Raw genomic sequence first — 25,635 nt, forward strand, 5'->3', positions numbered from 1 at the left:
AAAGAATCTTTTGTCGTAGGGAGGGATTTACATGAATCTAGACGATTATCGTGGGGTCTGGATATTCATCGAACAAAACGGTAGTAAAATTGAAGGCGTTTCTTTAGAGCTGCTCGGTGCCGGCAGAAAGTTAGCTGATAAACTACAAGTTCCGTTAGCAGGATTTTTATTAGGTTCTGAAATAAAGCCATTAGCGAATCAAGTCATTTCTTATGGTGCAGATGAAGTATTTTTGATTGATCATCCCGTGTTAAAAAATTATCGAACGGAATCGTATATGCAGGGTGTCATGCTGCTTGCACAAAAATATAAACCGGAAATCATCCTGTATGGTGCAACCCCGAATGGAAAAGACTTGGCAAGTGCCGTTGCAACCGATTTGAATACGGGTTTAACAGCGGATACTACAATGCTGGATGTGGATGTTGATAATAGATTGCTAGAAGCGAGCCGGCCAGCATTTGGCGGAAATATTATGGCGACAATCCTTTGTAAAAAGCATCGTCCGCAAATGGCGACCGTTCGACCAAAAGTAATGAAAGCATTAGAACCGGAATACGGCAGAACCGGAAAGGTGATTGAAGAAAAAATATCATTGCAAGAAGAGGATATGCGCACAAAAGTGCTCCAAATTGTGAATGACGTAACAAAAAAAGCCAATTTGGCCGAGGCCCATGTAATTATCTGCGGGGGAAAAGGAATGGGGGATGTGCAAAACTTCCAAATCCTTTATGATCTGGCTGAAACTATCGGAGCATCCGTTGGAGGTACACGTGATGTGGTCGAAGCAGGATGGCTCCCGCACCATCTTCAAATTGGCCAAACTGGTGAAACAGTGACACCAAAAATTTACTTTGCTGTCGCGTTATCAGGAGCCATTCAGCATGTCGTTGGCATGAAGAATTCGGATTTAATTATCGCCATTAATAAGGACCCGGATGCACCAATATTTGATGTTGCAACATACGGAATTGTAGGAGACGCTATGGAAATCATCCCAAAACTAATCGAGCAATTTAAGCAGCTTAGGATTGAAAAGGGCGGTGAAATAAGCTATGTCTGAAAAATTTGATGTAATCGTCGTCGGGGCAGGTCCAGCAGGCACCTCATGTGCCCTCACCTGTGCGAAAAATGGACTTAACGTGTTGCTTATTGAAAGAGGCGAATATCCAGGCGCCAAAAACGTAATGGGCGGGGTTTTGTACCGCAAACAAATGGAAGAATTAGTTCCTGAATTTTGGAAGGAAGCACCGCTCGAGAGACCGGTCATTGAGCAGCGCTTCTGGATGATGGATAAGGAATCTGTCGTTCAATTTGGGTACAAAGGTCTTGAATGGGCGGTTGAACCATATAATAACTTTACAGTGCTAAGGGCGCAGTTTGACCAGTGGTTTGCCAAAAAGGCAGTCGAAGCCGGTGCACTTCTCATTAATGAAACGGTAGTAACGGAATGTATTGTTGAAAATGGCAAGGTGGTCGGTGTTCGTACTGATCGTCCAGATGGCGAGGTTTATGCAGATGTCGTTGTCCTTGCAGATGGGGTAAACTCACTCCTTTCGAAGCAGTTAGGCTTCCATAAGGAATTTCGTCCTGATGAAGTGGCCTTGACGGTCATGGAAGTTATTAACCTGCCAAAAGAAAAAATTAATGACCGCTTTAACCTTGAAGATAACCAGGGGTGTACGATTGAGATTTTTGGAGATTCAACAAAGGGGAACCTTGGAACAGCATTTGTATACACGAATAAAGAAAGCTTAAACATTGGGGTTGGTACAACGCTGTCGAGTATGATTAAAGCTAAAATAAAACCGTACGAACTCCTAGATTATCTCAAGACTCACCCGATGGTCAAGCCAATGATTGCGGGTGGGGAATCGGCGGAGTATCTGGCTCATCTTATTCCTGAAGGTGGCTACCGTTCCGTCCCGAAGGTAGCTGGGAATGGTGTAATTGTCGTTGGAGATGCTGCCCAGCTTGTCAATGCCATTCATCGTGAAGGTTCGAATATGGCAATGTCATCAGGAAAAATGGCTGCTGAAGCTGTTGTGCAGGCCCATAGTCGCGGAGATTTCAGTGAATCAAGTTTAAATAGTTACCGCGAAGCACTTAATAGCAGTTTTATTATGAAAGATTTAGAGAAATACAAAGATGCGGCACATACGTTTGAAAAATATCCGCAATACTTTAATGAGTATGTTCCAATGATGAATAAAGCAATGAGTAAATTCTTCACCGTAGATGGTACACCAAAACGAGAAAAGCAGAAACAGATTATGAAAAGTGTGACTTCGGAAAGAGGAACGATTCGAGTATTGCAAGATATTTATCGTGCGTGGAAGGCGGTGAAATAATGTCAACGAAAAATATCGAGGAAAAACAGTACCTCCTCAGGTTTAAGTGTGATACGAAGTCCCATTTGACGATCCTCGATCATGATGTATGTATGACCCAATGTCCCGATAAAATATGTACAGTATTCTGCCCGGCAGAGGTATATAAATGGGAAGGTACAAGAATGCAAGTTGGCTATGAGGGCTGTCATGAATGTGGCAGCTGCCGAATTGGATGCCCCTATCAAAATATTAAATGGGAATACCCAAAGGGCGGTCATGGAATTGTGTTCCGCTTAGCTTAGTTTTTTGTGACCAGTCCGTGACCGTTCAAGTGCTTGATTTTTAGACATTTTCGGCTTGGCTTGTGACCAATCTGTGACCAACAAAATATTACTGCAAAAGGATTCCTATGGAATTGACCGTTCATCTAATGATGGACGGTTTTTACTTGTTTGTAAGATATGGAATAATTTATCCAATAACTTACTATAATAGTAGTTATGGAGGTAATAGAAATGGCATTTGATTATGAAGACGTCTGGGATTTGGTTTTTGATACACTAAGAGAAGTGAATTCGAAAATTTCTATCGATGAAAAAACACTCAATTTAAAACCGAAAGAGATTTTATCTAAAGAGCAAGAAAAACAATTTAATCAAATCATCCGGATGAAAATTCGCTTGTTGTACAAAATCACTATTCCCAAAAGTCATATTTATAGTTTTATAGATTTGTTTGCTTATGTTTATTTTTTAACAGATTTCATCGAAACACGGCTCGAGGCATAGTCGTGTTTTTTATGTAGGAGGGAATTTATTGGAATTTGAACATTTAGAAATTATTAGCGAGAGTTATAAAGGTATCTTTTTAGTTTTTAGGCGATGGGGGAAAACACTTAACGGATATTTAAAAAAAGAAAACTCAATATGGAAGATAGTTGATATTCATACAAATGAAGAGTTAGAAAGAGAAAGTGTAAACGAAATCGTAAATCACCCGAATATTAAAGATCCGCATGAAAACAAAATCAATGTCTATTTTGATGATATTCATTCTGTAAAAGCAGATGAAACGGATGGGGTAATTATGGCATCTTTTATATACAAGGACGCTAAATTCATGTTGTTTTTAAAAAAGTATCAGCAAAGTTGGCACATTTTTGAATATAGAGCAAAATTAAATGATATTGGCTGGCTTTCAAAATTTGAACCGGATTTTATTGAAAAGCTTATGAACCATCCGAATATAAGGTTATTAACGTTAATTTAATTCAATTTTTGGTCCATTGCCTCATAAAGTAGTCTTCATGGGGTAATGAAATGAAATTTGATGATTATACGTGGGAGCTGGAGGCTTTTTATTGTCATTCAAGGTATACAGGTCTTGGTGCGATAGGTTCTTATTAAACAAATCAATACAATGAAGAATAATACTATACACTTGAATGGATATATACAGATAAACATCAAGAATTGGTTTTAACAGATGTTTTACGACATTATTATGATGTACCGGGTAATCCTCCAATAGGCGCTTGTGTCACTGGAGCTGCTTATCGAGAATGTGAATCAGTATTAAATTTCAATATTAGATGAATCGTATGAAATGCTAAGGAAAGAAGTTATAAATCAATTCAAATCAGAACGATTAAATAATTTATTTGAAGAAGGAAAAATATCCAAATAATCGGAAAAGAGGGATTTCGTGATATTTATAATGGAGTTAGAAAACTTAGGATAGATAAAAGCATTACATTAATGTAATTGGCAATTAAAAAATGCTGTTACTGGCAGTAATGAGAAAAACCGAAAATATGCAAAAAATGAATAAAAACTTGCATATTTTCGATTAATTATTTGATACGGTTCTTGAACTAAAGCTACCCTATAGTTTAAGTACATTTCTTCACAAACTTGTCTTTTTTAAACTTCATTTATTCTCATATATTTTTTCCTCTGTCAATAAACCATTTTAAGATTCCAATTATTAGTATAAGGAGTGGTATTCCCTGAATGAAGAGAAATCCTGCCCAAAAATTATTTGTAGTGCTGGTCGGGGAGTCTGTTGCCATTACACCAATAAATAAAGCCAATGGAGTGGTTATTACATTTAATCCTAACCCAATCATAACAAATGATAACTTTTTGCTTTTAATCTTCGGTAATCCAGCCGCCCAAAATAAAGCTATTGCAAAAGCAATAATAACTATCGGAAGTCCGATGAATATCAAACTCTCCAAAACCTCTACCTCCTAATCTAAACGATAGCCCATCCCACTTTCCTAGAAAGATGAAGATGGCACCTACCGTCTACTATTTTACCACAAAACCCCATATCGCTGTTCAACTAAACTGCCCGTTACTTCAATAAGAAAAATGCGTCTCCACTTATTGTAGAAACGCACCTCGTTAGTTCAAGAAGCACATACCTTATTTAGAAACGGTAACACTACAATTGAATAGATAAAGTCGTAAAGAGGTGTATGAAAAGAATGAAAAAGATGCTAATTGCTTTTATACTATCTGTTGTTCTTGTTACACTCTTCCAAATAAAATTGGCTTCAGCAAGTGAACCAACTCAAGATTCCGAAGAACTTCGGTTACAGGATATGCTTATGATTATGTTAACTCCGAATATTAGAGAAGTGCTGGAAAACTATTACGGTCCAAATACTCCAGGGATTACTCCCTGGAAAATCAAAATTATCCAAACCAAGAGAGTCCAACACTTTCGTGGCTTTATATTAGTTATTACATTTGAAATAGAGCCTACTACGGGACACAACGTTTCAATTGGAAAGGACCGCATTACTTATCGAATCTCTTTTGGTCCTAAAGTTGAGTTGATTGAACACACTCACATAGAGACATATGATTTACCTTATGAATTGCAAGAAACGTCATCGTTTGATTTAAATAAGCTGCCACGTTTGTTTAAGTATGTTCTTTCAAAACCATTTTAATGTTTTCCTTCTTCAACAAACCTGCCCAGTTACTTGAAGAAGAAAAAAGCGATCCTTCGTTATTGAAGCATCGCACCCGTTAGCTTAATAAGAATTTCCTTAATTGTTAATTATAAGAGAAACTTGGAATGGAGGATTTTTTTGAGAAAAAGCCTTTACATATTAATTGCCTGCTTAACCCTTTTCTCTTATTCACCTGTAAAAGCTGAAACCGTAACTAAAAATGATGTACAGTTGCGTGATGACTTGATTTTCATTTTACTTTATCCCTCAATTCAACAGGAATTGAAGAAGCAATATGGCGAAATCAAACAAAATTACTGTGGTAAAATAGTCCAAATTAAAAAGTTGCCAATAGGCACTTACTTATTTAATGTCACCGTACAGGTAACAACATTTGAAGATGCTCACAGCCCCCCACACGATTTAGTGACAATCACGTTTAGTAATGAGAAAACCGTAGAGTGGGAGGCTATTGATTTTAAAAAAAGAAGGTTAAAACCAAACGAAATAACAAAATGCACGCATCCTTTGTAAAAAGGGTGCTTTTTTCTTCGGATATTCTTTCACTAAACTGCATCGTTAGCACAACAAGAAAAAGCTGCCAAAGCTGCCCATTTGTTTAACTCTTGCACCCGTTAGTGAAAAAACCGAAAATAAAGTGCGACGAGATAATTAACAATAATAAAAATACAATAAATTTTAAATATAAATGTAAAGATGCCTTTGTCTTTTCGTGTGAAAATTAAGTAGCCAATACAAAATATCAGTTGAATAATATACAAGGGGGATACCGCAAGTTTTGAGTATAGTTCTGGAAGGGGTGTTTCCATAATCTTGTCATTCACTTTAATTTCTCTCCTAAATTAATCTAATGCCTCCGTTATAATCCGCTGACCAGTGAAGTCTTGCTGCGAGGCTTAAATATATAAAAATTCCAAACGCCATTTCCTGTTACTTCATCTTCCATTGTAATCGCTTTTAATAAACAAGCAATACTGGAAATTGAAGGGACTTCAAAAAGTTTAATGAAGTTATTAGGAGCTCTCAGATGACCCAACGGAGGCGATGCATTTCCTTGTTGAGCTAAACTGCCCCGTTAATAGAATAAGCACTGCTCGTTATTTATGTATAAATATAAGTATTTATACAATTCTGGAATGAGTAATGTTTCATAAATATTAATAAACATACTGCCAAAACATACTTCATTTATATACCGGAAACACATTAAATGAGTTTGGAGCATTTATGGAAAAACTAGAACATCGTTACGATGAAATATGCAAAAATAAGAAAATTGGCAATATCCCTTTAAATAAACTAACCAGAAATGATGTTGTATTTATTTTAATTTAAGAGTATGAACATGCTGCTTTTTTGCAACCGGTTCGGTTTTGATGTACAAAGTTTGAAAAAACAGCACAATCATGAGTACAATTCGTGCTACCTTTTTTATTGATATATAACGATCTATCCACGATTTTTGTAAACAAATTAACTTATTCATTAGCACACCAATTAGCATTTGTCTGTTGGGTAGCAGATAAGGTCCAAAAGGTGTGCTAAAATATGCTTCATAGGGTCATTTAGTTTAGTGTGCAATTTATTCCTCAATAAATATCCAAACAAAAAAATCGCCTGATAAAATTAAATTAAATTTAAAATCGCAATAATTTATATGGGGAAAATACTATCCCGATGACTTACTTATCTTTATGAAATTCTTCTTTATTGAAATGACATTCGCCACAAGTTGTACAAATATAATCACTATGAGCACCACCGTACATGTACTCCCGGTCAATAAAATCATGATTACAAGGTTGATTGCCATTTTCTTTCCAAGCTTCTCTTAGTAATTTACCCTCTTCATATGTCATTATCTTTGCCTCCTTAACGGTTGATATTCTTATCATGGGCAAATACTTATAAATTTATACATTAGTATTTTAATATTCTTCGATTATTTTAAGGTATTAGAATTTAGGGTATTAGAATTTAGGGTGTTTAACTCTTAATCACGTGTATTTACTTTGTATTTTGATAAGAAATTAATTTGTTCTTCAATCTTATTCCGAAGCTCTTATACTTTTAATTCCGCTTCTTTTTCCTGTCTTTCCAGAATGCTTTTTCTCACGGCAATAGAGCCTTGAAATTCTTTTAAACAGTCCCGTTTTTCTTCCAATGTAGGGCATGAGTTTTAGATCTCCATGTGAAATATCCCCCGTCATGCTGCTTAAAATCTCTTCAAAGCCTTCCTAATCCTTATTTTTAATTAAATCGTTTAATACAAAAATTTTAAATCCTAAATTTATTAGCCTATTGAAAGCGATTCTTCAATCATGTTATTTAAACGCGACAATCGTTTGGCTTGGTCAATTTTAATGCTAAATAGTTCCGGTATGTTTTTTACCAGAGTTCCATTTTTTAATGATGTATTTACTTTTTTACTTACTTTGCAATTTCCCACCCATTTAAAAAGTGTACGGTACACTTTTATTCTATTTAGCCAAACAACAATTCCAATCGTGCTGATGGATGTTTTATTACTTGATCTAGTACGTAACGAAGCCCCTCTATATGAATAGATCGACAAACCTTATTTTTTCCGGCTTTGGTATATTCATGTTTTTCGCAAAGGCAGCATTCTTTACTTAGATGAATCGGTTCAGTATCTATCGTGACCCATTTTCCTACAATAGGCTCGTAATGAGCAGTAAATCGATATTTTTCTGGTCTATTTTTAAGAGTGAATATGACATTTATTCTTTTTCTTTCTACAAAAGTAGCAAACTCGCTATAATAGTCTAGAATAGTTTCTGTTCCGATTTCTCTAATTCTTACTTTATCAACGATTAATATCTTTTTCATTTCCTGGAATTCCTCGTATGTTCTAGGTGCTTCTTCTTTCCAATCCGCCTCAATTTCTTGCCATGTTTGTGTAAATTTCATTTTATCCCTGCTCCCTGCAATTTTTTTACGTCTCTTTAATTCTTTCACAAATTTCATCCTTTGAAACAAATTATTCTCCCTCTTTCAATAGTTTTTTTAGCACGTACTAATGTAGTACAATAAATTTTTTATTATTAGATTCACAGAATTTGCCACCGATTGTTTTTATTTTGAAGTAAATGTATTGTTTATACTCTTATAAAATCAGTGACTGAATCCTAATTGTTCACTAAATTGTCAACAGGTAATTTGCACTACCTGTCGAATTTGTTCGAATTAAGGAGGAGGTTATATAATGACCCAATTAATTACCTATAAAAAGGCAAAAGAAGAGGCAAAAAGACTTCAACACTATGTATCTCTAGTCGAATCGTATCAAACGGACACCTTAGATCGAATGATTATCAAAGATTATGCACTTACAAACAGTATGAAAAAAACTGCCGAAAATTTTAAATTTCTTGGGGCAACGAAAGAATATATAGCGATGGTAATTAAAGGAAATCCAAAGGAAGATGAATTACATAAGATACTTAAATCAGGTTACATGAGGAAAACCAGGTATAGCAGAAGTAAACAAAATTAGGGACGTTCTAACTGCGAAGCGTTATTAAAGGAAAAGCACCAGATGATCTCTACCGAAAGATGAAATCCGGTTATTTACAAAAAATTAAAGCAAACAAAAGGGGATATTAATTCCCAATTTTACCCAACATTCCAAATCCCCACTATAATGTATAAGAGCTTAACAAAAATCAGTAATAATAAAGGGGATTTTTGAATTGAAGCTAACTAATTTAGGTAAAGAAACAGAAAAGCATCTTATTATAAACCAATCAGCATTTAAAAAGGTGGAAGAAATAAGAAAACGAGAAAAAATGGTCCAAATGGCGCATAATGATTGTCGTCCAAAGAATAATGGAAAATTAGCATATTTTCAAGAGAATTTTAAACAGTGGACTGAAGAGCACTACTTAGAAAAAATATTCGAAGATAATAATAATATTCGATTTCAGATAGAGCAATACCATTTGGACAGAATAGGTAAATTCCAGTTGGAAATTGATGTAGTAGAACGAAATATTGAATTGGGAAATAAATAAGGAATTGCAAAAGGGTCGAGGATTATTTCTCGACCTATTTTAATTAAAAATATTTTAATAAAATATTAGTTATAGGAGTTTGAGGAATAAAAGGAAAGAAAAATAAAAGAGAAAGTTAATTTTAGAATATATTAACTTTATGATTATTATATAGTGATTTGTGTGATATAATAAATATATCAACGTAGTAAAAAACGTTAAATTTGTATTAAGTTGGAATATCCATTTTCATTAATAAAGGGGGAATATAAAATGCCATATAGTTTAAAAAGATGTGGTGCATATTTAGATAAAGAAGGAAAAGCAATACCCAAACATTTATATATTGTTCGTTATGCGATTGAAGCATCAGCAATAAGAAGAGAAAAAGTGCATAAAATGACCGGAAAAAAGAAACAGGACATTTACGGTAAAAGAAGAGCTATTTTTATCAAAAGACTGGACAAACTTATGGATGATGATGGAAATCCAAAGGATAAATTAATTGAATCCATTATAAAAAAGAAAGTTCTGTTATATCATTTAATTAAAAACGATAAGGAATATTTAAGCTTACCAAAAGAAGAACAAAAAGACCGTCTTAAGGAATTTAAGGATAAATATGCTGAAGAAGCAGCAAATATCGCAAAAGAAGAAAAACAATTAATTCTAAAAAATTGGGGAACAATTGTGGGTATCGCCTATTTGTAAAAGTGGGAAGTAAAAAATCTTCCCATTTTTTTTGTTACCAAAAAAAGAGTTCATTTTAGCCTCACCAAAACATTTCTACTGACCTTTTTAACCCTCCACACCCTTGACAGTTTAACCCTCCATACCTTATAAAGGAAAAAAGAGGAGGATAAAATATGAGTAACGAAGTTAAATTTCCATACAAAGGTAAAATGTATACAGCAACGTACGACTATGAGATGTATCTTGAAGATGTCTATTGTGAAGGAGAGCTTCACGAGGATATTGAAAACAACGAGGATACACTTATTAAGTTTATCACCGAGACAAAAATATGGGGGTTTTCAAAGCAGTATTCATGTGATGTTAATGGTGGATTTGAAGAATTTTATACTTTTCAAATGTTGGATATATTAAATATTTATGAAGTTTGTTTAGTACCAAAAAATGGTGCTTTGTATCTTTACGATTTAAATAAAAAGCCACTGGATATTGGCAACAATAAAAAATTAGTCCAAAATATGTTGGATGAATTCAAGAAAATGAAGTTTGACAATCCTATTGCAAAAGAAATTCAAGCTGAAATAGGACGAATAAGAATGAATTTTTTGTTTGATAAATAGGAAATCAGTTGCCCCGGACTTCGAGGTACCTTATAGATCCGGAGCTACATAAAAAAGTAAGGGATGGTAAAAATGAATTATGATATTATAGGATTTTCCAAACACTATAATTTTGATGATATAGATGGCTTTTTGACATATTACCATATCAATGTATCAATTGATGAAGCACCGTACTGCATTGTTGTTGACGAAGAAACTATGTATTTCATCGGGGATGATCGAGTAACTGCAAATAGAAAAGAATTCCGAGATGCTGTAGAAGAATTCTTAAAACTAAATGCAGATATTCCATTATTAAAGGAAATCCAGGAAATTGTAAGGCGTAAAAGGGTTGATTTACTATTCTAACGAAGCAGAGTTATATGAGGTTAAAAAATTATTAAAAAAATCTTTCATAATGTCTTGCGAAGGGGTAAGACAATTTATTATACTATAAATACAAATCAATATATACAAATCAAATAAAAATGATTTGCAAATCGAAGTTATGTTAAATAACTTTGTATTAAATTTCAGCCATTTAACAAAATAGCAAATAGTAAAGGGGGGGCAAACATGAAGAAAAAATATAAAAATGAATTGCCGCAGATTAGAGCGCATATTTCAAATGAATTACTCAAGCAATTAAAGATATATGCTGCCGAAAATGAAAAAACTGTCCAATCCATAATAGAAGAATACATTACAAAATTAATCACTGAAAACAATGGGAGAGGTAATTGATGACGGATAAAAAGATTATTCGAAAAGTAAAAAATAAAGAAAATCCTTACGTTATGTTAAATAAAGGCTTTATAAATGATGAAAGATTATCTTGGAAGGCAACTGCGATTCTTGTCTATATATTATCCAAACCCGATGATTGGAAAGTGTATCAAAGTGATTTGGTAAAAAGAAAGACAGATGGAGAAAGTGCGATTACATCGGGAATGGATGAATTAAAACTATACGGTTATATTCAAATTCAACCGGTAAAAAATGAGGAAGGTAAAATTGAACACTGGGAAACACTTGTTTATGAATCGCCAAATGAAAATCCATATTATTCTATTGAATTTTATGAAGAGCAATTAAAAAAGATTGAAAATAAGAAAGCTAAAAAGAGAAGAAACACTCAGAAAAAAATGAAACCAGAAGTGGAAAATCCAGATGTGGAATTTCCAGATGTGGAAAAGTCACAAAGTGGAATATCAATGACTACTAATAATGATTTATTACAAATAAATGATTTAACTAATATAAAAGATATAAGTATCGACATTGATTTAAATGAAATTCCTGAAAACAAAAAAAATGATGAAGCGGCAACTTCATCAAATTCAAACCCGTTACTAAATTATCATAATTCTATTATAGCAAATGATTCTCGAACTTCAACAAAAAACGCTGAGAATGCGAAGCATTCTCCATCTTTAAAAGAGAAAAACAATATAACTGATCACCAGGCTATGATTAACGAAATTATTATTAAAGCAAATAATTTTGGAGCAACAGCAAAAGGTATCACTTATTCATTAACTCCAAAAACAATGCAGCTTCTTCAAAGTAATAATAGTTTAACAGAATTCTTATATAAGATTTCGGTATTAAACGAGTGGAACGGTAAAGCTGGTTCAGGACATAATTTTGCAAAACCATTGCTTATTTATCTCAATAAAACAAATCGCATTCCGACGAAAGAAGAATTATGTCTTATCGATAATTTAGTTGGGGAATATATGCCAGTGTATGTTGCAAAAGGAATCAATAAGTTAAATATGTTTCAAAGCTTATTAGATTGGAGAAAATTACTAATAGAGCACATTAGTGAAATTAAACAGCAGGCTGAATCAAAAAGACCGACAGGAACAAAAACCTATTATGTGGACAAGCCAAAACAAATTCCAAAATCAAATGTCGGCGGATTTGACGACTTTTAAGGGGGATAAAACGTGTGCAAATATAATGAACATTGCTCAGGTGGGGCAATTGAAATAAACGGTATTTTTATGGGTCGCTGTGAATGTAAGCACCAGGAGTTCATGGAGTTCTTCTATGAGTGGAGTGGTGCAAAAAACGAACATAAACGGCTCAAAAATCAATTAGAAACATACAACATTGATTTTTATACTAATTCATTAAAATATGAGAAAGAAACGGTCAATTATTTAAAAGAGATGGAATTCATCATCGAAAATAAAGAAAAATTTATAAATGATGGTGTCAGGATTATTTTAAAAGGCATTCCTGAATCCGGTAAAACACAATGGGCTACAACTGTTGCTTGGGAGATTCTTGGCACGATGGATCTGACACCAGTTGAAATGAAGTATGATAGATTCCTTTTCATTTCTATAAAGGATTTGGTTTACAACCAGAAGAAAAATTTATACAACCAGTCCTATATGGAAGAAATATCAGAAAAAGTGGCACTTTCAAAAGTTCTTCTCATTGATGATATGTGAGAGGAACTTGATATTCCGAATAATAGCAGAACCGGTGAAGAGGACAAGCGTAAATCAGAAATTAGAAATTTCCTACGAACACTGCTGGATGAATTCAATGGGCTTCTCATTATTACAACAAACCTTGGTAAAAACAATCCAATCGAAAATGTATATAAAGAATTGGACCCACGCCTTCATTCAAGACTTTTCGGAAACAGCGGAGAAGGCAAAAATATTTTAACGTATGGATTTAAAAAAAGAGATGGTTTTCGTGAAAATAAAGAATCAGAAATCGTAAATCGGCTTAAAAACCGGTTTCAATAAGGGGCGATAATAATGAGCGATGAAATAAAAAAAATTAAAGAAAAACATGGTTTAAAATCTGCTGAAGAAATATGGGGAGAGCTAAAACAAGAAAGTATCGAAACATCAGGAAGAATTCCATCGTTTATGAATGGAATGATGTTAAATGGTAAAATACTAGACTTTGATACTGATATTTTAAATGGCGGGTACTTTCGTTCAGTTTCACACGTTGTTAGTGCATTCCCGGGCAGTGGTAAAACAACCTTTTGTACACAACAGAGTGCACTTCAAGGATTTAATCATTATCGGGTACTTTATTTAACACTCGAACAATCAGAGTTTGAAATCATTGAAAAAATGCTTGGGACACTCGGTGGTAAATCCTATTCGGAATTTGAAAACATCAAATATCAAAATCCGGATGATTTCGAAAAACAAAAAGCAGAAGCACAGCGTTTATTAAAAGCGTATTTTGGTGGACGAGTTGATGTGAAATCAGGCATTTATCATGTGAATCAAATTCTGACATTTCTTGAAGAAGTCGTTAAGGAACAGATTTATGACATCATCTATATAGATAATATACAGAATGTTCGGTCAAATCCAAAAGCAAAAGAAACCAAATCAGAGCAGCTCATGCGCCTTACCAATCTTACAAAGGATATTTTAGCAAAATACCGGACAACAGCACTCATTTGGTTATCGCAGCTCTCCAATGATTCCGGTTATAAAAATCCAAAAAACGCAAAGCCAAAATGGTGTACGGACATCAACGATGATTGTTCTACCTTCATCACTCTACATACAAAACATGAAGGCGGAGCAGAAGGTAAAGGAAAAAATGAGAAAAAACACGAGCCGGAAGACATCGACAAAACGTATATTGATGTTTCAAAAAATAGAAAAGGTACAAAAGGTTTTACTTTTGAAAATGGGGCATTCCGATACGATAAGGAAAAAGAAAGAATTGGCTCTTTTGCCCTTCCATCTCTTGAAGAACAAGAAAGGAGAAAATTTGGTGCAGTAATGGACAAGCCAGTGGTAGAGAGCGGAGAAACGACACTTGATGAATTATTTAGCGGTTTTCAAATGTAAAAAAATTGCTGGACAAATTTAACTCTCCAGATACAACGAATGGAACAGAAATAAAATTTTTCTAAAAAAATAAGGGGGAATTTAAAATGAGTAACGAACAAAAAAATTATTATGAAAAATTAGCGGACATTAACGTAAACGACCATATTGAGAAAAAAGGGAAATTCAGCTATTTATCTTGGGCATGGGCAGTAGATACATTGAAAAAAAATCATCCAGACGCAACATGGGAAGTCATTCGGCATAATGGAATGCCTTACATTAAGACAGAAGTTGGATATTTTGTTGAAGTTGCTGTAACCGTAAGTGGGATTACACACTCACAAATTCACCCGGTATTAAACAATTTCAACAAGCCAATTGATAATCCAACATCATTTGATATTAACACAAGTATCCAGCGCTGTTTAGTAAAAGCAATTGCACTTCATGGTCTTGGTCTTTACATATTTGCAGGAGAGGATTTACCAAATAGTGATGAATCATCAACTTCACTACAACTACTACAACAAAAAAGCGCACCGGCTGCAACTAGTACACAAAAAGCAAATAAAAACCAAGTTGGAAAACTATATGTCGTAATTAAGGAGTTTGCTAAAAAAAAGGGTCAGGATCCAAAAGTGGTGGAAGCTGGTCTTAAAAAACAGTGCAATGTAAACAGCTTTGAAGAATTAGAACAATCAAAAGTATCATCGCTTATTGATTATTTTACAAAACAAGCAGGGTAATTCCTGCTTGTTTCAATAAAAATCTATGGAGGTTTAAAAAATGGAAGTATTACAGTTTGCTTGGCACATTCTCAATACATACGAAATTTTGGAAGTAAGTAAAGGGAATTCAGAAGATGGGGAATTGATCTTGGTTATTGCAAACAATGGGGAATACTCGGTTGCAGTGGGAATCTTTACTGACAATAGAGAAATTGGTATAACAGAATTTATCGTTAATAACGATAATGTTTTTGAGACAAGAGTAGATAGAAGCGTTCATCCGGATGATATAAAAGCACTATCTGAACATAATAGAATCAGATTAAATTTTATCATGGAGGGTTAAAGAATGAAAAAGAACCTATATTCAAATTTAATTGATATTGCATTTGGTGAAAATGATTTTATTGAAGGGAAAAGGGATTTAAACATATTCTTTGCTAAGGATAATGATGTATTAGTTGATAACGGAAAATATTACATATTTTATAAAGATAGATGGTATGAAGCAGAAGAAAATTATAAATCTAATTATTTCGCAACAACCGATAACAAAAGCTTTTCCAAACGTGAAATGTATGCATAATACAACCACTGGAGGGTCAAGATTGATTCTTGTGAAATCAAGCATTCTCATTTGTCCAGAAACACGTTGAAGTATTTCGGTGATTCCAGAAGCTTGCAGCAATTTGATTAATGTTGCTGATTTGTTCCCGGTAAACAGTAATTGCGTCGGAAATTTGACTTAGTGGACTGATCATCTGAAGAGAAACGCTGCTCATCATAGCCCCGATGGATTGACTAATTTCTTGCTGCCGTAAAATTGCATTTTTTAATTCTGAGTTATTGATAAGTTGTAACTAAAAACTTCAAACACTTTCGCCGATTGATTGCAATTCTTTTCTTGTTTCGTCATTTAAATAGTATTGCGCCAACGATTCTCACCTCTCATCCCAAGTAATACGGATATGAGCAAGGCGGTAATAGTTACAAGAGACGGTTTTGTTGTAATTTCAGCAATCGCACCCGATACGCTACAAAAGAGATTTAATGAGTTTTACAATCAACATAATTGATTATGTTCAAGCGCCAAAACGGCGCTCTTTCAACCGGCTTTTTCTCGGGTGCATGACTTTATAATGCTTAAAATATCTTGGTAGGCGAAAATGCAGCCCTTTCGAAAACCGTTTTCTGTACCATTCTCGTAGTGATGAATTCGGTTTGAAATATAATCTTCTAATAAATTAATTACCAAACTATTTTTTGACATCTTTCCATCCTCCTAAATACTACTTTATGATCAAGGAAGGCAGTTTATTACAAAAAGTTTGAATGAATTAGAATGTAAGAGGGCAATTTGGAATGATATTATTAGCAGAGTCTTTATTAATTAATAATTTACAAACTATTATAAAATAATTAATAAAAAGTTTAATAATTATTTATAAACTATGTACTAAATCTTTCCTAATTCTTTAAAATATTTCCGAAGAACCTGGCGGACAAGCTGTGATTTTGGAATCATTTCTTCATTACAATATTGATTAAGCACATCAAGGATTCCTAAATCCAAATTAAATGTTTCTAATTTCGTTTCCATTTTCTTTTTGGGTCCTCTTGCCTTTTTTTCTTCTGTTTTAAGGCGTTCAAGGACACTCCTTCTTTTTGAAACGATATTATTTTGGTTTTCCTCTATTACATTTTTTATTTCTTTATCTAATGCGTCTAAATCATCAAATTTACCCAACTGTTTCATCTCCTTTTTTTTAGTGTAATTGGTCCAATTTCGCGATCAATTCTTCTGTGACCCTTTTGAAATCATTCATTGTCTCCTTCGCGTATTTATTATCCATTTCGGATAAAAGCTTTCCTTCATTTAAAGAAGTTGAAACAACGTCCGAGAAGCGAATAGGGGAAAAAAAGTTACTTTCTTCGAACCCACTTAAAATGAATTCTTGTTTTATTTCATTGAGTTGCCGAATAATTTTCCCGTTTCTTGTGGACACTTTATTCGGCACAATTGCATAATCAACATGGAAATCTTCTTTGAATTCTTCTACAATTTCAGCACTTCTTTTTGCTGCTTCTTTTGAGTCAACATGTATTTCCATAGGAATTAAACAAAAATCACTTGCAGCGATTGCGTAACCAACTATGTCGGAATTCTCAGATGGGTGGGTGTCAAATAATACAAAATCAAACTTGTTTTTCAGCACTTTTGTTTTTGAAGCAATACAATTTAATCGTTTCGCCGGTGAAATGTTTTTCACCGCCCACTTTTCGAAATCATCTATTGTTTCATTCGAAGGTATGTAATATATTTCTGTCTCGTTAAATTGGTGAAGCACTTCACTTGGCTGTGCTGTACCTGTTAAATAATCAAATGCCGTCTTTTGAAATGAATTTCTGTTTTGTAAGAATCCGGTAGCTATTGAACTGTTTTGACACAAATCGATGATACATGTACTAAAACCCAAATTATTTAATGACATAGCTAAGTAACGTGTGAGTGTTGATTTACCTACACCGCCTTTGGTTGATAATATCGTAATGGATTTACCCATTTTAATTACCTCCTAAAAGTTATTAAATTTATTATAAATAGTTTATAAATCATTTTTATCGTAATTTTGCAAAATCCTTTAATTACAAAAAAAAATGCTCGTTGAACGAGAGCATTCTGTTTCATTGCACAATTTGAATTTATGTACTATTTGCGTATTTAGCTTTTTTAAAATTCATAAAAGCTACTGCCATCAACAGCATTTTTTAATTACCAAATACAATTTTTAAGTGATTCTTATATTAAATAGAAAAAAACATATATTCTAATAAAAACGCCTCTAAAAATTTTACATAGGTGGTATGATTCTCAATAAGGGCTATGGTTTTTTATGGTAAAATTAAATAGCAAGAATCTTTATATTTAGTGACGATACGGCGGGTTTTTTGTGAAAATTATGGAGTATGACTATATTGGCATTATTAAAAAAATTAAATTCCTTTGTTTCAATGTCCAAAGGAAATGAGGTAAAAGATATGGATTCCTTTAAGACAGTGCGTGATCGAGATGCTTGGGCGACTATACGCGGCTATGTTTATCAAGTGGATTTAACAATTGATCGATGGATTGATTTAAAAGATAACGACCTTCTTGAATTAGAGCGCGGTGAGGACGTTGATATTGTTTCGGAGGCGATTACAAGTACGGGTGCTCAGAGAAATAGGATTTTAGAACAAATTAAACACCGGGATAAAAATATTACATTACGGTCATCTGAAGCAATTGAAGCGATGGTTTCCTTTTACGACCACTTACAGTATAATACGGGAAAAAAGCTGGTATTTCGTTTTATAACAAACGCAAAAATAAGTACGGAGAGACCGGCTCTATTTCATGATAAAGTAGCTGGAATTTCTGTTTGGGAAAAATTGCGGACTGGAACTGAAAAAGAGAATAAAATTACAGAAAGACTGAAAAATATTCGTGAATTTTTAAAGTTGACTTCTCGTCCGAGTGCGATTGGGGTTACTTTGTGGAATAACTGGATAAAATTTATTAAAAAGTCGAATGATGAAGTATTAATGAAGTTTATAAAAAATTTCGAATGGAGCTCAAGTAATACACCTTTTCAAAGGCTTGAAGAAAAAATACAAAAAAAATTGGTGGATTTACATATTGTTACTAATCTGGAGGAAGGGGGTAAACTTTATCGGAAGTTATTCCTTCACGTTTTTAAGAAATTATCACAACCGGGAATTAAAAAGCTTTCCAAGGAAGAACTATTTGCGCAAAAAGAAATGAATTTCATCGATAAAAACGATATTCAACTATTAAATAATCTTCATGAAATATGGAAAATACTTGATTTAAGAGTACATGACCTTGAAAATAAAGTTCAATTCCATGTGGAACAGTTTTCCAAGTTTGATGATGAAATTGAAAAATTAAAAACGGAGGTTGGATTTCAGGCTACGATTGATCGGTCTGTTCAACGACCGGAACTAAATGTTCCTATATTGGATAATGTAATACCTCGAAGTGAGTCTGTTAAGTTATTTGTTGAAAAGTTACAACAACATACTTGGTGTGCTATTTATGGAAACCTGGGTAGTGGAAAAACGAACTTAGCAATGCTTATTGCTAATGAAGTAGAGGAATGTATAGCCTGGATTCGATTACGTGATTTAAACCCTAAGCAAGCTGCATTACGTATAGATGATATTCTCGTTGCTTTATCAGGTAAAACTCCAAAGTCTGATTGGAACGATTGGTATAAAGATGTAAGTGCCACTCTTCCCAGAAACTCCCTGATAATTTTGGATGATGTTCCACGATTAAATGGAGCAAGTCCTTTAGATGAGCATTTAAAAATACTGGTAAGAGCTTTTCACGAAAAGGGATTAAAGGTTTTATCCACTAGCGCTTATCCTTTACCTATAACACTTATCCAAGACGTTCCAAATGGGATTATTGGAAATCATGAGGTACCAAATTTTACAATAGACGAAATTAAGAATATGTTAATTTTATATGGTGCTCCTCAAATTTTAGTAGATAACGAAAAGTTTATAGGTTTACTGATAGCTTTGACTGAAAGGCATCCTGTTCTCTTGACTGCAGCTACAAGATACTTACAGGAAAGACGGTGGAGCTTAGATAATGATAATCTGCAGGCACTCTTTCAAGGAGAGTATAGACAAGGGTTAAATGATTTAATTCAAAATGAGCTAATAAATAAATTGGAAGATGAAAGTACCAGAGAATTACTGTATCGGTTAACCTTAGTCAAAGGTTCCTTTAGTATGCACGAGGTACAAGAGATAAGTCAAATATCACCAATAATTGGTGCTCCGTTTGAAAAAATTAATAAGGCAAAGGGTTTATGGATTCAGAATGATACAGCGACAACTTATCTAGTATCACCACTCCTTTATACAATTGGTCCATTAAATCTACAGGCAGAAACTAAGAAAAACACACATTTTATTTTGGGAAAAGGCATCATCCAAAAAAGATATATTCATCCAATTGAAGGTGCAAAAGCTATACACCATTTTGTTTCTGCAGAAGCATATAAAGAAGCTGCGATGACTTTAATTTCTAGTCTCGATCAACTTGAGGTAAACAAAGCGTATTCTGATGAGTGGGGATTTAGTTTAATGTGGTACAGTGCACCCCTTCCTGAACAAATGGATTTACATTCTAAGATGCTCTTACGAACAAAACAGATAATGGTCTTAATAAAAATGGAAAAGGATGTAAACCATTTAATCAAAGAATTAGAAGAAATGATTGAACAAATAGGAAATACAGATTCAACGGCAAAGTTTATTTCCTTATATCTAGCCAATTATTATGTAGATAAAGATCCCCTAAAGGCAACAAAATTTTTAATAAAGGGATTAAGTGGGTTTTATCAACCAAATTCGCAATCAGAAAATGATCTTGGTGAATTAAGTGTGCACCCAGTTACAATTATCTGGATAGCAGGGGTTCTTTTAAAATCTTCTCACGATATTATCGACTGGTTGGAAATGATTAGCAGTATTCCTGGGAGACTATTGGAAGTCGCCTCCAAAAGTGAAATTGCTCCGGAATGTTGTATGAAAATTTGTGACCAAATATGGCTTGATGAATTAAACAAAGGTGAAAATGATCGGGAATGGAATCAGGTAATAAATGTACTGGAGAAGGTTAAACATGTTTCAAATGAATTAGGTTTAACACTATTATGGGCTTGTGCAGTAAGAGCCCAAATTATTGTTTTAGCTGAATACAAAGACGATTTAAAAGCTGCAACTTTATTAGCTGAGGAATCGATAAAATTTTATCCAAATGAACCAGTCGTTCGTTTTCTTATTCAAGGTATTTTGGGTAAACAATTTGTTTTTAAAAGTAGATACTCTGACGCAATTACAAACCTTACTGAAGCACTTAAATCCGAAATCACAGAATATCCTACTGAAAGGATATTTTGTTATATTGAGCTAAGTAAAGCTTTCGGTGACGGGAGCCCACAACATGCTATATTTTTTACTCAACATGCCTTGGAGATTTCAAAACAAAATAACATTAATCAAGATGAACTAATGGTAAAGGCATTAGGCGAACATATGGTTGCTCTATGGATGGCAGGGGAAATTAATAGGATTTATCCTTATTACGAAGAAATGGTACTTCGATTATTAGAGGCTGATAAAAATAAAGATGCCTGGAAAATTCTTTTTGTTGCTTTTGGACATGTTTCTGGGTTCTTGTCGTCAATGATTGCAACAGGAAAACCGCCTGCTGGAATAAGAGGTGGAGAAGAGTATGCAGCACCAACTAGGGGATTTTTTATTGTTCATCATCCATTACTGGTAAATATATATGATCCATCCAATGATTGGTTTTTAGCTGCCCATTTAAGTATGGCTGCAGAGGCGCTTGGGTTTATAGACGAAGCAGAAAAATGGATAGTAAAAAGTTTTGATATAGCTCTTGAAAGGGGAAATATAAGAGGCATTAGTTTACTTGGAACACAGGCAATTGATTATTTGATCCGCATAAATAATTTTTCGCTTTCTCTTGATATTGCTATAGAAACTGAAACAATGTTTGAATTACGTAACCGAGGAAAGGAATATGATGCCAACGCGGAATTAGTTATCGGTTTACGTTCGGATATGGCTTGGGCAATGATAGAGGAACGTGCAGCTGAATTAGCGGTAATTCCAGCAGTATTAACACTATTAAAAGCTAAGTATAATTCATCTTCAGAAGTTACTGAGTTATCAGAGCAGTTAATTAGTACCTGTAAACAAATGCAAATCATATCTCCGATACCAAAATTTTGGAATTCCTTAGCCGAAACAATAGGAACCATTTTTTCTGAAGATTTAACTTTCAATCAATTTATTAATTTAAGTAAATTTCACAACCAACGTAGTCTGCAATTTTTATGTTATATAGGTGCGACTTTAGTTGCTTTGCCAGCTGATGCCTTAAAAATTTATAAAGCGTTTGAGCAATTTATAGAAGGTCGATATATAGGACTGGGAAAGTTGTATAATAATAACATACTACCGTTTATTTTGGAATACTGGACCACTCAATTGAATAAAAATAGTTTTCTTTTTTCTCATCAAGATTACATACAAACACGGTTAAATGATTGTAGGAAAGTACCCCAAAACCAACAACTTTCACAAATTTTAAAAGTTATTGAATTTGGCTTAAAAATACATTAAATATAGTAGGGTTAATAAAGTGTTATAATAGTTCCTTTCGTTCCGCATGCTTCTAGGACTAACCCGACAGATTTGTTGAAAAGAAGGAATCACTATAATAAAATAGCATTTTTAAATTCATTTTTGGGGATTTCCTTTTCAACACGAATTAAACAGATTAACTAGTGGTCTTTTGTTAAACTAATCGTTGCGAAGTTCAATAAAAAGTTAAAAAACAGCCTGTATCAATGTTTCGTGGTAATCAATGATACAGGCTTTATCTATCGAGATTTATTTGTCTTAATATATTTATTTAACTTTTAGGTCCTTCTATTTAAAAAATACTGAATAAATTGTAAAAATTTACACATATTTGTAAAGCTTTGCTTACTGTACTAACCTCCCTAAGTTGAATAGGAATTTGATATATATTCCAAATACTTATTGTGGGAAATTCCTGTGAAACCCCTTCCTAATGTAAATGAAAAAATATTAATCTGTTTAAAAAAATTGAAAAGGAGGACCAACCATAAAAATGTTAATGTTATTTGGAAAACAATTGTTCGGGAGGATATAATAGTTTATTTGTTAAAGCGTTATGGAGGGTTAAATCTGAATTTTTTAACCCTCCATAACGCTTTAGAAATACATAAATATAATGAAATTTTATTATTGGGCTACTTAAGTATTAGGGCTGAACGGATATTTGAATAAAAGAAGTCAGAAGGTTGGCGCTGGTCTCATTGATTTAGGTGTAAACTTTTAAAAATTGGTTATCCTCAAGTAAGAGGTGTTGTAATGAAAATTGAAAATCCACATTTTATTATTGAACCAGTTGAAGGAACTCCATTTGCGGTAACCGGATCTTCAACTGCTGATTCGATTGTTAGTGTAACAATTGATGGGAATGTGTGTGAAATATATTTATCGGTAAAAGATGATTGGAAAATCATAGGAGTATTAAGTCCATTAGGTACAGAATATGATAAAGAAGATTTGAGGCTGAAGCTGCTAAGCCATCCAAAATTACGTCTTCATTATTTAACGGGAGGCAATTAATGGGGGATTGGGATGACCAAATTGTTCGGAAAACTTAAGCTAGGAGATAAGGAATATTTTATGCATGATGAACACGACAAGATAGTTTTTAAGGATAACTCAAATGAAGGTGTAAAGGTCGACTTTTCATTTAGCAAGGACGAAAAAAAAATTAAACTTGCAAAACATGGCTGGCGTGAGTTCTGGACTAAATTGTTCAGGTAAAACCGAATTTGAAGGTTTGATAAATATTTTATTTAGAAGGTGGAAAAATTAGGATTATTCCATTGGATTAGGTAAATAGTATTTTAAATGTTATCTCGTTACAAAGAACAGCGGTAATTATTGGGGCTTATCCAAATTTAACTAAGATGAACAGGCTTAAACTATCCGATAAATGCTGACAATATTATTTTATTTATAGAGAATAGTACCTTCGCAATGGAAACCAACTTTATACATTTTATTTTTTGATATTAGGTTCAATTCGTTCAACCTTATCTTTCATTTCATCGAGGCTTGCAACTAGATTAATTAGATCCACAACAATCATCAGCTTATTGTATAAATCGTCTTCAATAACCATGTTTAAGATGCCTAAAACTTTGGACTTGTTAAAGCAATTTCTTCCTTTCTTACAAAGTCAATTATAATTTACACCTCTTTTTAATTTCATATTTACCATCCTTTTAAAAATATAAAATAATATGTTGTTAAAATAGTGAAAAAAGTGCTGTATTCATAATTGATATCACATTCTCGTACCGAATACTGACTACTTCTTTAGAGGAATTGTGAAGTCATAACTACCAAATCAAGAAATAATGTAAATTTGGTTGACAAGCAAACAAAAATTGTAAATAGTGGTGGGTTTATTTTTATGGTTAACTCTCCATGGAGAATTTTTTATTTTTAAATATATCAAATCCTAAAGACCATCTAAATTAAATATAAACGAAATCGAAAGACATCATTCATCATACGAGGAGTGTAGAAGAGATGAAGATTGATGATCCATATTTTATTGTTGAACCAGATAAAGAAGGTGTACCATTTATTTCTAGTTCCCATAATTTTGCCGATGCGATATTAAGAGTAAAAATCAACAGTATTGAATGTGATGTTTTCGTTCTGACAAGAGATGGGTGGGAAATAAGTGAAGTTTTACATCCAGGGAATATTGATATGGATTACGAGGAATTACGAAAAGCTCTACTAACTCATCCAAAGTTAAGACTATTGGCATTAGTAGGGGGATAATAAAATTTTTTGAAAAAATAAGTAGAAATAGGGGGTCGAATACTTGCGATTTTAACTGAAGGAATAACCTTAGGCTATTCCTTTTTTGTATCTTTATCTTTGTATTGAGGGTTAAACAATTATTTATTACGATTTTCCATAAAAGATTTATAGAACTCTTCAACATCTTTTAAAGGAGAATTTTCAAGTTCTTCCCAAAAGCGGTGTGAAGCTTTCGGGATTTGTTTACCACTAAATGTAATGTCGTCTTTAATAATTTCTTTTAATTCACTGATCATTTGCTGTTTTTTATCCATTTTATTCACCTCCAAGGGATAGATTACCAAACTTGGAACTGCGGGTCTATTGAAAAGGGAAATAAATACATTAGTTAGCAAGGTTTTTTGGATATGAAATTTAATAATTAAAATTTACGGAAAACGACCGTTTAATTGATATATTTTCAAACAATTTAAAATGGCTAATTTTTGAACTTATTTTTAAAAAAATGTACGAAAAACGATGCGAAAAATAAATTGTCCGTAAGAATTTATATTTACCCTTATTCGGACAAAATGGAGAAAAATATGAAATTAGGATATGCAAGGGTTTCAACTGATGATCAGGATATGCTGATGCAAATAAAACGCTAAAGGCTGCAGGGGTAAAAAGTTGAAAATAATTTAAAGAACAGTATCGGGAATTAAAAAAGACCGCCCGCAATTAAACGAGCTGCTTAAATATACTCGACCGGGCGATGAGATTGTTGTATTCAAGCACGATCGTATCAGACGCAGTTTAATGTATTTGGAGGAGCTTGTGGAGGATTTTAATGTAAGAGAAATAGAATTTATTTCTCTTCATGAAAAAATCGATACAACAACCGCTATGGAAAAATGAGTTTGAGATAAATTTATATTTTTAGTTATTCTACTATATGGTAATATAGGAAAAAAGGTCT

32 protein-coding genes are annotated in these 25,635 nt (G+C 33.3%); 24 read left to right on the top strand and 8 right to left on the bottom strand.

What is annotated here, in order from left to right; all coding sequences use genetic code 11:
• Positions 1 to 31 precede the first annotated feature (31 nt).
• The 5 genes from BSO02S_RS09760 to BSO02S_RS09780 all read left to right on the top strand — a co-directional run bounded on the left by BSO02S_RS09760 (position 32) and on the right by BSO02S_RS09780 (position 3,602).
• On the top strand, positions 32 to 1,063 hold the full coding sequence (locus BSO02S_RS09760; RefSeq protein ID WP_066066087.1) for an electron transfer flavoprotein subunit alpha/FixB family protein: 1,032 nt from the start codon (positions 32 to 34) through the stop codon (positions 1,061 to 1,063).
• Positions 1,056 to 2,351: an FAD-dependent oxidoreductase gene (locus BSO02S_RS09765; protein ID WP_066066091.1), complete on the top strand. Its 1,296-nt coding sequence runs from the start codon at positions 1,056 to 1,058 to the stop codon at positions 2,349 to 2,351. The genes BSO02S_RS09760 and BSO02S_RS09765 overlap by 8 nt, the downstream gene beginning before the upstream one ends.
• On the top strand, positions 2,351 to 2,635 hold the full coding sequence (locus tag BSO02S_RS09770) for a ferredoxin family protein (protein ID WP_007086187.1): 285 nt from the start codon (positions 2,351 to 2,353) through the stop codon (positions 2,633 to 2,635). The genes BSO02S_RS09765 and BSO02S_RS09770 overlap by 1 nt, the downstream gene beginning before the upstream one ends.
• Positions 2,636 to 2,848: 213 nt before the next feature.
• Positions 2,849 to 3,121, top strand: coding sequence for a hypothetical protein (locus BSO02S_RS09775; RefSeq protein ID WP_066066094.1), 273 nt, complete (start codon positions 2,849 to 2,851; stop codon positions 3,119 to 3,121).
• 28 nt (positions 3,122 to 3,149) lie between these two features.
• Positions 3,150 to 3,602, top strand: a complete 453-nt coding sequence (locus BSO02S_RS09780) for a hypothetical protein (RefSeq protein WP_066066095.1) — start codon at positions 3,150 to 3,152, stop codon at positions 3,600 to 3,602.
• A gap of 670 nt (positions 3,603 to 4,272) precedes the next feature.
• On the opposite strand, the gene BSO02S_RS09785 is transcribed toward BSO02S_RS09780, so the two are convergent.
• Positions 4,273 to 4,572 (bottom strand): hypothetical protein, encoded by a 300-nt coding sequence (locus tag BSO02S_RS09785; RefSeq protein WP_066066099.1) that lies wholly within the window; start codon positions 4,570 to 4,572, stop codon positions 4,273 to 4,275.
• 252 nt (positions 4,573 to 4,824) lie between these two features.
• Here BSO02S_RS09785 and BSO02S_RS09790 point away from each other — a divergent pair, with 252 nt between their 5' ends.
• The gene (locus BSO02S_RS09790; RefSeq protein WP_084374970.1) at positions 4,825 to 5,295 is read left to right on the top strand and encodes a DUF3888 domain-containing protein; all 471 of its coding nucleotides are present in this window, start codon (positions 4,825 to 4,827) and stop codon (positions 5,293 to 5,295) included.
• Positions 5,296 to 5,436: 141 nt separating this feature from the next.
• Entirely contained in the window at positions 5,437 to 5,832 is a 396-nt protein-coding gene (locus BSO02S_RS09795; protein ID WP_066066103.1) for a DUF3888 domain-containing protein, read from the top strand.
• Between the two features lie 1,169 nt (positions 5,833 to 7,001).
• On the opposite strand, the gene BSO02S_RS27530 is transcribed toward BSO02S_RS09795, so the two are convergent.
• Together BSO02S_RS27530 and BSO02S_RS09805 are read right to left on the bottom strand one after the other, a co-directional pair.
• The gene (locus tag BSO02S_RS27530; RefSeq protein ID WP_169802741.1) at positions 7,002 to 7,178 is read right to left on the bottom strand and encodes a hypothetical protein; all 177 of its coding nucleotides are present in this window, start codon (positions 7,176 to 7,178) and stop codon (positions 7,002 to 7,004) included.
• Between the two features lie 625 nt (positions 7,179 to 7,803).
• Positions 7,804 to 8,298: a hypothetical protein gene (locus BSO02S_RS09805; RefSeq protein ID WP_157081422.1), complete on the bottom strand. Its 495-nt coding sequence runs from the start codon at positions 8,296 to 8,298 to the stop codon at positions 7,804 to 7,806.
• Between the two features lie 247 nt (positions 8,299 to 8,545).
• On the opposite strand from BSO02S_RS09805, the gene BSO02S_RS09810 reads away from it, so the two are divergent.
• From BSO02S_RS09810 to BSO02S_RS09860, 12 genes are all read left to right on the top strand, one after another.
• Positions 8,546 to 8,836, top strand: a complete 291-nt coding sequence (locus BSO02S_RS09810) for a hypothetical protein (protein ID WP_066066109.1) — start codon at positions 8,546 to 8,548, stop codon at positions 8,834 to 8,836.
• A gap of 196 nt (positions 8,837 to 9,032) precedes the next feature.
• Positions 9,033 to 9,353 carry a hypothetical protein gene (locus tag BSO02S_RS09815; protein ID WP_066066112.1) on the top strand — a complete coding sequence of 107 codons (321 nt, stop codon included), beginning with the start codon at positions 9,033 to 9,035 and terminating at the stop codon, positions 9,351 to 9,353.
• Between the two features lie 252 nt (positions 9,354 to 9,605).
• Entirely contained in the window at positions 9,606 to 10,043 is a 438-nt protein-coding gene (locus BSO02S_RS09820) for a hypothetical protein (RefSeq protein WP_066066115.1), read from the top strand.
• Between the two features lie 155 nt (positions 10,044 to 10,198).
• Complete coding sequence (locus BSO02S_RS09825) at positions 10,199 to 10,645, top strand: hypothetical protein (RefSeq protein WP_066066117.1); 447 nt, start codon at positions 10,199 to 10,201, stop codon at positions 10,643 to 10,645.
• A 72-nt stretch (positions 10,646 to 10,717) separates the two neighbouring features.
• Entirely contained in the window at positions 10,718 to 10,996 is a 279-nt protein-coding gene (locus BSO02S_RS09830) for a hypothetical protein (protein ID WP_066066121.1), read from the top strand.
• Positions 10,997 to 11,203: 207 nt separating this feature from the next.
• Entirely contained in the window at positions 11,204 to 11,371 is a 168-nt protein-coding gene (locus tag BSO02S_RS26990) for a hypothetical protein (RefSeq protein ID WP_157081423.1), read from the top strand.
• Complete coding sequence (locus BSO02S_RS09835; protein WP_066066124.1) at positions 11,371 to 12,567, top strand: hypothetical protein; 1,197 nt, start codon at positions 11,371 to 11,373, stop codon at positions 12,565 to 12,567. Before BSO02S_RS26990 ends, BSO02S_RS09835 begins: the two co-directional genes overlap by 1 nt.
• A 12-nt stretch (positions 12,568 to 12,579) precedes the next feature.
• Positions 12,580 to 13,092, top strand: a complete 513-nt coding sequence (locus BSO02S_RS09840) for a P-loop NTPase family protein (protein ID WP_066066126.1) — start codon at positions 12,580 to 12,582, stop codon at positions 13,090 to 13,092.
• Between the two features lie 318 nt (positions 13,093 to 13,410).
• Complete coding sequence (locus tag BSO02S_RS09845) at positions 13,411 to 14,475, top strand: DnaB-like helicase C-terminal domain-containing protein (RefSeq protein WP_066066130.1); 1,065 nt, start codon at positions 13,411 to 13,413, stop codon at positions 14,473 to 14,475.
• A gap of 86 nt (positions 14,476 to 14,561) precedes the next feature.
• A complete protein-coding gene (locus BSO02S_RS09850) occupies positions 14,562 to 15,203 on the top strand; it encodes a Sak single strand annealing protein (RefSeq protein WP_066066135.1) in 642 nt (213 codons plus the stop codon).
• 40 nt (positions 15,204 to 15,243) lie between these two features.
• Entirely contained in the window at positions 15,244 to 15,531 is a 288-nt protein-coding gene (locus BSO02S_RS09855; protein ID WP_066066138.1) for a hypothetical protein, read from the top strand.
• Positions 15,532 to 15,534: 3 nt separating this feature from the next.
• Positions 15,535 to 15,771, top strand: a complete 237-nt coding sequence (locus BSO02S_RS09860; protein ID WP_066066141.1) for a hypothetical protein — start codon at positions 15,535 to 15,537, stop codon at positions 15,769 to 15,771.
• 519 nt (positions 15,772 to 16,290) lie between these two features.
• On the opposite strand, the gene BSO02S_RS26995 is transcribed toward BSO02S_RS09860, so the two are convergent.
• The 3 genes from BSO02S_RS26995 to BSO02S_RS09870 form a co-directional block, all read right to left on the bottom strand.
• Positions 16,291 to 16,455: a hypothetical protein gene (locus BSO02S_RS26995; protein ID WP_157081425.1), complete on the bottom strand. Its 165-nt coding sequence runs from the start codon at positions 16,453 to 16,455 to the stop codon at positions 16,291 to 16,293.
• A 186-nt stretch (positions 16,456 to 16,641) separates the two neighbouring features.
• Positions 16,642 to 16,932, bottom strand: a complete 291-nt coding sequence (locus tag BSO02S_RS09865; RefSeq protein ID WP_066066144.1) for a hypothetical protein — start codon at positions 16,930 to 16,932, stop codon at positions 16,642 to 16,644.
• Positions 16,933 to 16,951: 19 nt separating this feature from the next.
• Positions 16,952 to 17,749, bottom strand: coding sequence for a ParA family protein (locus BSO02S_RS09870; RefSeq protein WP_066066147.1), 798 nt, complete (start codon positions 17,747 to 17,749; stop codon positions 16,952 to 16,954).
• A 412-nt stretch (positions 17,750 to 18,161) separates the two neighbouring features.
• Between BSO02S_RS09870 and BSO02S_RS09875 the strand changes: the two genes are divergently transcribed.
• The 3 genes from BSO02S_RS09875 to BSO02S_RS09890 all read left to right on the top strand — a co-directional run bounded on the left by BSO02S_RS09875 (position 18,162) and on the right by BSO02S_RS09890 (position 23,660).
• The gene (locus BSO02S_RS09875; protein ID WP_066066154.1) at positions 18,162 to 22,418 is read left to right on the top strand and encodes a hypothetical protein; all 4,257 of its coding nucleotides are present in this window, start codon (positions 18,162 to 18,164) and stop codon (positions 22,416 to 22,418) included.
• Positions 22,419 to 23,195: 777 nt separating this feature from the next.
• A complete protein-coding gene (locus BSO02S_RS09885) occupies positions 23,196 to 23,456 on the top strand; it encodes a hypothetical protein (RefSeq protein WP_066066159.1) in 261 nt (86 codons plus the stop codon).
• A 12-nt stretch (positions 23,457 to 23,468) separates the two neighbouring features.
• Complete coding sequence (locus BSO02S_RS09890) at positions 23,469 to 23,660, top strand: hypothetical protein (RefSeq protein ID WP_066066162.1); 192 nt, start codon at positions 23,469 to 23,471, stop codon at positions 23,658 to 23,660.
• Between the two features lie 238 nt (positions 23,661 to 23,898).
• On the opposite strand, the gene BSO02S_RS28270 is transcribed toward BSO02S_RS09890, so the two are convergent.
• Positions 23,899 to 24,021 (bottom strand): hypothetical protein, encoded by a 123-nt coding sequence (locus tag BSO02S_RS28270; RefSeq protein WP_268875992.1) that lies wholly within the window; start codon positions 24,019 to 24,021, stop codon positions 23,899 to 23,901.
• A gap of 413 nt (positions 24,022 to 24,434) precedes the next feature.
• On the opposite strand from BSO02S_RS28270, the gene BSO02S_RS09895 reads away from it, so the two are divergent.
• A complete protein-coding gene (locus tag BSO02S_RS09895; RefSeq protein ID WP_066066163.1) occupies positions 24,435 to 24,695 on the top strand; it encodes a hypothetical protein in 261 nt (86 codons plus the stop codon).
• A gap of 119 nt (positions 24,696 to 24,814) precedes the next feature.
• Here the strand turns inward: BSO02S_RS09895 and BSO02S_RS27000 are convergent, their stop codons facing one another.
• Positions 24,815 to 24,991, bottom strand: coding sequence for a hypothetical protein (locus tag BSO02S_RS27000; RefSeq protein ID WP_157081427.1), 177 nt, complete (start codon positions 24,989 to 24,991; stop codon positions 24,815 to 24,817).
• Between the two features lie 385 nt (positions 24,992 to 25,376).
• Between BSO02S_RS27000 and BSO02S_RS28455 the strand changes: the two genes are divergently transcribed.
• The gene (locus tag BSO02S_RS28455) at positions 25,377 to 25,574 is read left to right on the top strand and encodes a recombinase family protein (protein ID WP_084374973.1); all 198 of its coding nucleotides are present in this window, start codon (positions 25,377 to 25,379) and stop codon (positions 25,572 to 25,574) included.
• Positions 25,575 to 25,635: the final 61 nt, after the last annotated feature.

This window comes from Neobacillus soli NBRC 102451 (assembly GCF_001591665.1).
GTDB lineage: Bacteria > Bacillota > Bacilli > Bacillales > Cytobacillaceae > Neobacillus > Neobacillus soli.

Bases quoted from the DNA above. Each gene is read 5' to 3' on its own strand.
- BSO02S_RS26990 (WP_157081423.1), top strand. From the start codon at position 11,204: ATGAAGAAAAAATATAAAAATGAATTGCCGCAGATTAGAGCGCATATT.
- BSO02S_RS26995 (WP_157081425.1), bottom strand. From the start codon at position 16,455: ATGTCAAAAAATAGTTTGGTAATTAATTTATTAGAAGATTATATTTCA.
- BSO02S_RS09790 (WP_084374970.1), top strand. From the start codon at position 4,825: ATGAAAAAGATGCTAATTGCTTTTATACTATCTGTTGTTCTTGTTACA.
- BSO02S_RS27530 (WP_169802741.1), bottom strand. From the start codon at position 7,178: ATGACATATGAAGAGGGTAAATTACTAAGAGAAGCTTGGAAAGAAAAT.
- BSO02S_RS09810 (WP_066066109.1), top strand. From the start codon at position 8,546: ATGACCCAATTAATTACCTATAAAAAGGCAAAAGAAGAGGCAAAAAGA.
- BSO02S_RS09765 (WP_066066091.1), top strand. From the start codon at position 1,056: ATGTCTGAAAAATTTGATGTAATCGTCGTCGGGGCAGGTCCAGCAGGC.
- BSO02S_RS09850 (WP_066066135.1), top strand. From the start codon at position 14,562: ATGAGTAACGAACAAAAAAATTATTATGAAAAATTAGCGGACATTAAC.
- BSO02S_RS09835 (WP_066066124.1), top strand. From the start codon at position 11,371: ATGACGGATAAAAAGATTATTCGAAAAGTAAAAAATAAAGAAAATCCT.
- BSO02S_RS09870 (WP_066066147.1), bottom strand. From the start codon at position 17,749: ATGGGTAAATCCATTACGATATTATCAACCAAAGGCGGTGTAGGTAAA.
- BSO02S_RS09820 (WP_066066115.1), top strand. From the start codon at position 9,606: ATGCCATATAGTTTAAAAAGATGTGGTGCATATTTAGATAAAGAAGGA.
- BSO02S_RS09885 (WP_066066159.1), top strand. From the start codon at position 23,196: ATGAAAATTGAAAATCCACATTTTATTATTGAACCAGTTGAAGGAACT.
- BSO02S_RS09895 (WP_066066163.1), top strand. From the start codon at position 24,435: ATGAAGATTGATGATCCATATTTTATTGTTGAACCAGATAAAGAAGGT.
- BSO02S_RS09775 (WP_066066094.1), top strand. From the start codon at position 2,849: ATGGCATTTGATTATGAAGACGTCTGGGATTTGGTTTTTGATACACTA.
- BSO02S_RS09760 (WP_066066087.1), top strand. From the start codon at position 32: ATGAATCTAGACGATTATCGTGGGGTCTGGATATTCATCGAACAAAAC.
- BSO02S_RS09825 (WP_066066117.1), top strand. From the start codon at position 10,199: ATGAGTAACGAAGTTAAATTTCCATACAAAGGTAAAATGTATACAGCA.
- BSO02S_RS09830 (WP_066066121.1), top strand. From the start codon at position 10,718: ATGAATTATGATATTATAGGATTTTCCAAACACTATAATTTTGATGAT.
- BSO02S_RS28270 (WP_268875992.1), bottom strand. From the start codon at position 24,021: ATGGTTATTGAAGACGATTTATACAATAAGCTGATGATTGTTGTGGAT.
- BSO02S_RS09845 (WP_066066130.1), top strand. From the start codon at position 13,411: ATGAGCGATGAAATAAAAAAAATTAAAGAAAAACATGGTTTAAAATCT.
- BSO02S_RS09890 (WP_066066162.1), top strand. From the start codon at position 23,469: ATGACCAAATTGTTCGGAAAACTTAAGCTAGGAGATAAGGAATATTTT.
- BSO02S_RS09855 (WP_066066138.1), top strand. From the start codon at position 15,244: ATGGAAGTATTACAGTTTGCTTGGCACATTCTCAATACATACGAAATT.
- BSO02S_RS27000 (WP_157081427.1), bottom strand. From the start codon at position 24,991: ATGGATAAAAAACAGCAAATGATCAGTGAATTAAAAGAAATTATTAAA.
- BSO02S_RS09860 (WP_066066141.1), top strand. From the start codon at position 15,535: ATGAAAAAGAACCTATATTCAAATTTAATTGATATTGCATTTGGTGAA.
- BSO02S_RS09770 (WP_007086187.1), top strand. From the start codon at position 2,351: ATGTCAACGAAAAATATCGAGGAAAAACAGTACCTCCTCAGGTTTAAG.